4 protein-coding genes and 1 rRNA gene are annotated in these 6779 nt (G+C 40.7%); all 5 read left to right on the top strand.

Annotated elements, in window-relative coordinates:
• A partial coding sequence (locus LE180_RS06710) for a hypothetical protein (RefSeq protein ID WP_374134680.1) occupies positions 1-1203 on the top strand: 1203 nt, incomplete at its 5' end.
• A gap of 618 nt (positions 1204-1821) precedes the next feature.
• Entirely contained in the window at positions 1822-3207 is a 1386-nt protein-coding gene (locus LE180_RS06705; RefSeq protein WP_374134679.1) for an amino acid permease, read from the top strand.
• A 2-nt stretch (positions 3208-3209) separates the two neighbouring features.
• The gene (locus LE180_RS06700) at positions 3210-4601 is read left to right on the top strand and encodes an amino acid permease (RefSeq protein WP_374134678.1); all 1392 of its coding nucleotides are present in this window, start codon (positions 3210-3212) and stop codon (positions 4599-4601) included.
• Between the two features lie 61 nt (positions 4602-4662).
• A complete protein-coding gene (locus tag LE180_RS06695; protein ID WP_374134677.1) occupies positions 4663-4815 on the top strand; it encodes a hypothetical protein in 153 nt (50 codons plus the stop codon).
• 802 nt (positions 4816-5617) lie between these two features.
• Positions 5618-6779, top strand: a 16S ribosomal RNA gene (locus LE180_RS06690); the annotation flags it as partial.

Raw genomic sequence — 6779 nt, 5'->3', positions numbered from 1 at the left:
CCAACTGTGGCGGAGCAGGAGGCTCATGATAAGCACAAGCGACGGGAAGAGGATCTGAAGAAGGATGACCTGTCGATAGAGCAACTGGAGGCGATGCAGGAGGAACTGAGACTGGAGGCGGTGGCGCTGGAACCGAACAAGAAACGGCTGGGTCAGATAACGAAGCAGACTGACTTGCTGAATCCGCGACTGCTAGAACGGCGTTATGAGCTATCGCCTAAGGCGTTTGATCAACTGCAGCAGGAACTGCCGGAGGAGACGATGGTGAGGGTGCATATGGCGGAGGTGAAGGCGCAGGAGTACATAATGGATATGGAGTGGCAGTGGGATAAGATGAAGTGCGCGAAGGAGATAAATGACATTCTTGATTCGTCGTCGCCTGAGCAGGTGGAGAGTTTGAGGCTTAATTTGAGGCTTAATATGAGAGTGAAGGAGCTGAGGGAGCTGGAGCTACAAATGAAGGAACGAAATCTGCTAAAACTACAACCACCACATCATCTACCAATAACATCATTAGACGTATCACCATTAACAGTAGTACCACAACCACGACTATCATCATCATCTTCTTCTTCAGTTTATCCAATATCAGAAGAAGAGAGGCTTATGCTTGAAAAGATGAGGGCGGAGCAAACGGATCTGCTGATGAGGATGGCGCATGCGAGGGGGGAGGCGGCGCATGCGTTGTTGGGGGATGTGACGATACGAGCGCGGGTGCTGATTAAGAAATGGTCTATTAAGGTGTCGCAGATATTTGGTGTGGTGGTAGCTAGGGTAGATGATGAGATGAAGACGAAGCCGCTGACATATGCGTTAGCGAAGACAGTGGTAGAATCGATGCTGAAGGAGCAGTTGGAGGACTGGGAGGAGTGGGAGGAGCGGAATGTGTTGCTGGCGGCGGCGGCGAGGAAGGCTGAGAGAACGTTGCCACTGAATGTGACGGGGATGGTGAGGCAGTTCATGTTAACGAAGATTAAGTTGACGACGTTGGCGACGCTTAGGCTGGTGGGCGCTCTGTGGGATGAGAAAAGGATTAGGCTTGAACCAGAAGCTCGGAAGCTAACGATAAGTGAGAAAGTGGCATTAGATACGATAATGGCGATAATAAAGGAGAGGGCGCTTAATCGTGAGTTGGTGTTTGCAATGTATGATATTAAAGGCAACGGCATCATTCCTCATTATTTATGGGCTGAAGTGATTTGATACCTTAACAGTCGTATCTTTTATTATTGATTGTTGTTTAGAGAATGCTGCGAGTTGTTGCGTAAATTTATCAAGTTGAAACTTTAACCACAAAGAGAGGCGTCCCCATTGTTGCGTAGCTAGTATCTGCCATTTTAACGTTTTCGGTTGTACCGTTAAATTATTTTTTTCCGCAATGCTTGATACCTTTCAAATAATCATAGGTTTTGTGATTGTTTGCGTGCTTATTAATCGGATATTAATTACGCTATCGCATATAAATTAAACAGCAAAAAATTTTACAACAACACCAAACTTTATTTCCATTGCCATTGTACTCTTATTCCAATTATGCTACACTCACGCTTTATGTTTTTGTTTTAACCACCTTCAAGAAAGCAATTTGAAATGTGAACTTAAAACAATAGACATATCCAATTTATTGCGCTTGGTAGCGCAGTTGTGGCAGAGCCGAGGTTGGGCATGGCTAAACAAGTGATTGCCTTACCTACTTGGATACTGATTGTAACTATGGGATGTAAAATTGTAAAAAATAAAGCAAGAGCGTATTCATGCCAATAAAATTAAGCATATTAGAGAGAGGATACGCTTTAACTAATAAAAACAGGAGAAGTGTTCATGGAAAATTTGAAACATAAGCTTCAAAGTCGTCACATTCAGTTTATTGCTTTGGGGGGAATAATCGGCACCGGTCTTTTTTTAGGCGCTGGAAGCTCAATTTCTGCAGCCGGACCGTCTGTTATTCTAGCATATTTATTGATAGGGATTATAGCATTTTTAATTATGCGTCAGCTTGGCGAAATGAGTACTAACGAGCCTTCTGCAGGCTCTTCAAGTCATTTTGCCTGTACATATTGGGGCAAATTTCCTGGATTTTTAGCAGGCTGGAATTATTGGGCTGAGTATGCTCTTTCTGGTATAGCAGAGCTTACCGCTGTGGCAGCATACACGCAATATTGGTTTCCTGATATAGCAACTTGGAAAATTGCTTTGTTCTTCTTCGTGCTAGTAAACGCAATTAATCTTATAACTGTAAAAACCTTCGGTGAAGTAGAACTTTGGTTTTCGTCCGTTAAAGTAATTGCAGTATGCGCAATAATTTTAGCCGGCGGGTACATACTTTTCTTTGATCCTAATTTGATTACAGGGGCTTCTATTAAAAATTTGTGGTGCGCAGCAACCGTCGGACCTCACGCAGGCGACAAAATGTTTAGCGGGATTTTTCCTCACGGATTTGTCGGATTTGTTCTAACTTTCCCTATGATAATTTTTGCTTTTGATGGTCTAGAACTTATTGGTCTCGCGGCGGCTGAGGCAGAAAATCCTGAAAAAACTATACCTAAGGCTGTAAATCAGGTCATGTTTCTTATTTTATTTTTATACATAGGCACATTTGTTGTACTTTTATCATTATGCCATTGGAGCAATTTAAACACATCGGACAATCTGTTTGTGATGGTGTTTGACAAACTTGGGTTTAAATATGCAGCATGGATGCTAAATTTTGTAGTTTTAACTGCGGCGTTGTCTGTTTACAACAGTTGCATTTACAGTAACAGTCGCATGTTGTACGGTCTTGCTTTGCAAAAAAACGCTCCGCAAATTTTTGCTAAAACAAACAAAAGAGGTATCCCAACAGCTGCAATTTTTTTATCTGGGGTATTAACATCGTTGGTAGTGCCTTTAAATTATTTCTTCCCAAATTGGATGAACGCTTTTGAAGTAATTGTAAGTTTTTCAGTTATAGGATCCATCATCAATTGGGGCATTATTCCGATAGCTCATTTAAAATTCAGAAAACATAAAAAACTTAACCATCATAAAACGTTATTTCCATCTCCGTTTTACCCGTATTCAAATTATATTACCATTGCATTTCTCGCTTCTATACCTCTCGTTATGGCATTGCCTCAGTTTGGCATGACAAAATTGGCAGTGGCTATGCCGGTTTGGATATTGGTTATATATATTTGGTACAAAATCAGCAAAGGAGTAAAAGCGTAGCTATGAATTCTCTTCAAAAAAGTCATTTAAAACGCAACCTTGAAAATAGACATATTCAATTTATAGCTCTCGGCGGAGCCGTTGGCACAGGTTTGTTTTTGGGAGCAGGAAGCGCAATTTTTGCCGCGGGACCATCCGTACTTTTAGGATATTTAATTGTGGGGATTATCGTTTTTCTAATTATGCGCCAACTTGGTGAAATGAATACTCAAGATCCGTCTGCCGGTTCTTCAAGTTATTTTGCTTATAAATATTGGGGAGAATTCCCGAGTTTCTTGGCAGGCTGGAATTATTGGATTGGGTATGCCCTTGCCGGTATAACAGAGCTTATAGCAGTAGCGGCATATACGCAATATTGGTTTCCAAATTTGGCAACGTGGAAAACAGCTTTGTTTTTCTTTGTAATAATAAACCTTATAAATCTTGCAACCGTAAAAGCCTACGGCGAAATTGAGTTTTGGCTTTCATCTATAAAAATTTTTGCTATTTGCGCCATGATTTTAGCAGGTGGCTATATATTATTTTTTGATCCCAATTTAGTTCCCGGAGCCTCTATTAAAAATTTGTGGCAACCAGCAACTGTAGGACCTCACGCAGGCAATTCTCTATTTAGCGGATTTTTGCCTCACGGGCTTATTGGGCTTATAACAGCTCTTCCGATGATTACATTTGCTTTTGGCGGATTAGAGCTTATCGGCGTTACCGCCGCAGAAACTGCCGACCCGTCAAAAACAATTCCTAAAGCTATAAATCAAGTTGTGTTTCGTATTTTGATTTTTTACGTAGGTTCTCTTGCTGCGCTTTTGTCGTTGTACCACTGGAGCAATTTAAGCATATTCGATAGCCCATTTGTAATGATATTTGATAAGATAGGGTTTAAATATGCTGCGTGGACATTAAATTTTATAGTTTTAACTGCGGGGTTATCTGTTTACAGTAGCTGCATTTACAGTAACAGTCGCATGTTGTACGGTCTTGCTTTACAAAACAATGCACCACAGGCTTTAGCTAAAATAGATAAAAGGGGCATTCCTTTTACCGCGACATTGTTATCAAGCGCAATAACATTTTCAGTAGTCCCGTTAAATTATTTTATTCCAAATTGGTTTGAAGCGCTTAAAATAATTATAAGTTTTGCTGTTATGTGCATTCTTGTAAACTGGGGAATGATTACTTTATCCCACTTAAAGTTTAAACAGAAAAATCCCAAAACATTGTTCCCTGCTCCATTTTATCCTTATTCAGGATATATAACGCTTGTCTTTATAATTTTTATTTTAGTTATTATGACTTTGCCACAAATTGGAATGGCTAAACAGGTTATTGCTTTGCCTATTTGGATATTGACTGTTTACACATTTTATAGATTCTTACGAATAAGAAAAGCAAAATAAACCAAGCAATTCGGCAGGCGCATGAAAAATATTTTACAAGTTGGCGTAAAACACTTTTCATGTGGAAGAGTTATCAAAAGAAATAAAAGAAAAACTTGAAGAATTGGAATTTTATAAAGAAATTGTATTAAAGGCAGCATTAAAATATGGAAAGGTAAAAATAAAGATAAAGATAGAGAAAAAAGAACGAGGTGGTAAATATAAGACTTGCTAATATGGAGATTTAGTACAAATAGACAGTCTGCAATTTATATGAAGAAGGGACAAAGAGATATTTCATAAATGTAATAGATGTAAAATCAAGGGTTGCATTTTCACAAGCGTGTACACAAGTGTATAAAAGTTAAGTAGCGCAAATGCAAAAGACTTTTTAGTAAAAATAAACCGAGTAAGTCCGTTTGAAATAAAACATATCCAAACAGATAATGGGTCAGAGTTTTTATGACGACGATTTTAACGATAGATATAAATATAATCAACAATCATTTGATTGATTATTTACTTTAGTATAACATAAAAAGATTTCACAAAAGTCTTGATTTTGTTTCGCTTTTAGATTTTGCTATAATATAAGTTCTTTCAGCTCGCCTTTAGAAAAATCTAGTGTGTTGCGAGATACTACAGGGGCTTGACAAACTTTTATAAGTTTTGTTTAATAGATGTGTTGTGGAAGCAAGAGTTCTTTTTTTTGTGTTAATCAATATAATAGTAGCAAGTTTAATAGTTAGAAGAGTTGTAAGACTCCGGGAGTGATGAGAAGTGAGTGTCTAACTAAATATGGTGATGACATTGAAACTTTGCTAGATTGGTAAAAAATGGGAAAGCAAAGAGAGTGGTATTTTTCTCTGTAAGAAAGTTCTTTGAAAACTAAATAGCATGCAGATAAGCGCCTCGTGAAAGAGGCAATCATGTAATTCAAGAGTCATTATGTAAAAATTAATTCAAGTAGAAGTTGAGAGACTTTTATTTGAATGAGAAGTATCAGTAATTGAGAGCTTATTAACATCTCTATAATTTTTATGGAGAGTTTGATCCTGGCTCAGAGTGAACGCTGGCGGCGTGCCTAACACATGCAAGTCGAGCGAGATTCTGCAGAGTATCGTAGAGTTTAGCGGCAGACGGGTGAGTAACACGTAGGAAACCTCCCTCAGAATGGGGAATATCTCCGAGAAATCGGAGTTAATACCGCATAAGACCACAGTTTGGCATCAAACAGGGGTCAAAGCAGTAATGCGTTTTGAGATGGTCCTGCGGCCTATCAGCTAGTTGGTGGGGCAACGGCCTACCAAGGCTATGACGGGTATCCGGTCTGAAAGGATGAACGGACACACTGGAACTGAGATACGGTCCAGACTCCTACGGGAGGCAGCAGTGGGGAATTTTGGACAATGGGGGCAACCCTGATCCAGCGACGCCGCGTGGAGGACGAAGGCCTTCGGGTTGTAAACTCCTTTTAGAGGGGAAGAAAAAAATGACGGTACCCTCAGAAAAAGCCACGGCTAACTACGTGCCAGCAGCCGCGGTAATACGTAGGTGGCGAGCGTTACTCGGAATTACTAGGCGTAAAGCGTATGTAGGCGGTTAGATAAGTCTTTAGTGAAATTTCTCGGCTCAACCGGGAAAGGTCTAAGGATACTGTTTGGCTTGAGTGTGGGAGGGGGAGACGGAATTCCTGGTGTAGCGGTGAAATGCGTAGATATCAGGAGGAACACCGAGGGCGAAAGCAGTCTCCTGGACCAATACTGACGCTAATGTACGAAAGCTAGGGTAGCAAACAGGATTAGATACCCTGGTAGTCCTAGCTGTAAACGATGTTCACTAGATGTGGGAGGTATCGACCCCTTCCGCGTCGACGCTAACGCATTAAGTGAACCGCCTGGGAAGTACGGCCGCAAGGTTGAAACTCAAAGGAATTGACGGGGGCCCGCACAAGCGGTGGAATATGTGGTTTAATTCGACGCAACGCGAAAAACCTTACCTGGGCTTGAACTGCTAATGGTAAAAGCCGGAAACGGTAATGACTCGCAAGGGAGTTAGCAGAGGTGCTGCATGGCTGTCGTCAGTGAGGGACACCGAGGGCGAAAGCAGTCTCCTGGACCAATACTGACGCTAATGTACGAAAGCTAGGGTAGCAAACAGGATTAGATACCCTGGTAGTCCTAGCTGTAAACGATGTTC

This window comes from Candidatus Endomicrobiellum pyrsonymphae (genome assembly GCF_020328025.1).
In the GTDB taxonomy this organism is placed as follows: Bacteria; Elusimicrobiota; Endomicrobiia; order Endomicrobiales; family Endomicrobiaceae; genus Endomicrobiellum; species Endomicrobiellum pyrsonymphae.
This window is presented reverse-complemented; position numbering and strand designations above follow the sequence as displayed.

Excerpts from the sequence above, each read along its gene's own strand:
- LE180_RS06705 (WP_374134679.1), top strand. The coding sequence starts at position 1,822 with ATGGAAAATTTGAAACATAAGCTTCAAAGTCGTCACATTCAGTTTATT.
- LE180_RS06700 (WP_374134678.1), top strand. The coding sequence starts at position 3,210 with ATGAATTCTCTTCAAAAAAGTCATTTAAAACGCAACCTTGAAAATAGA.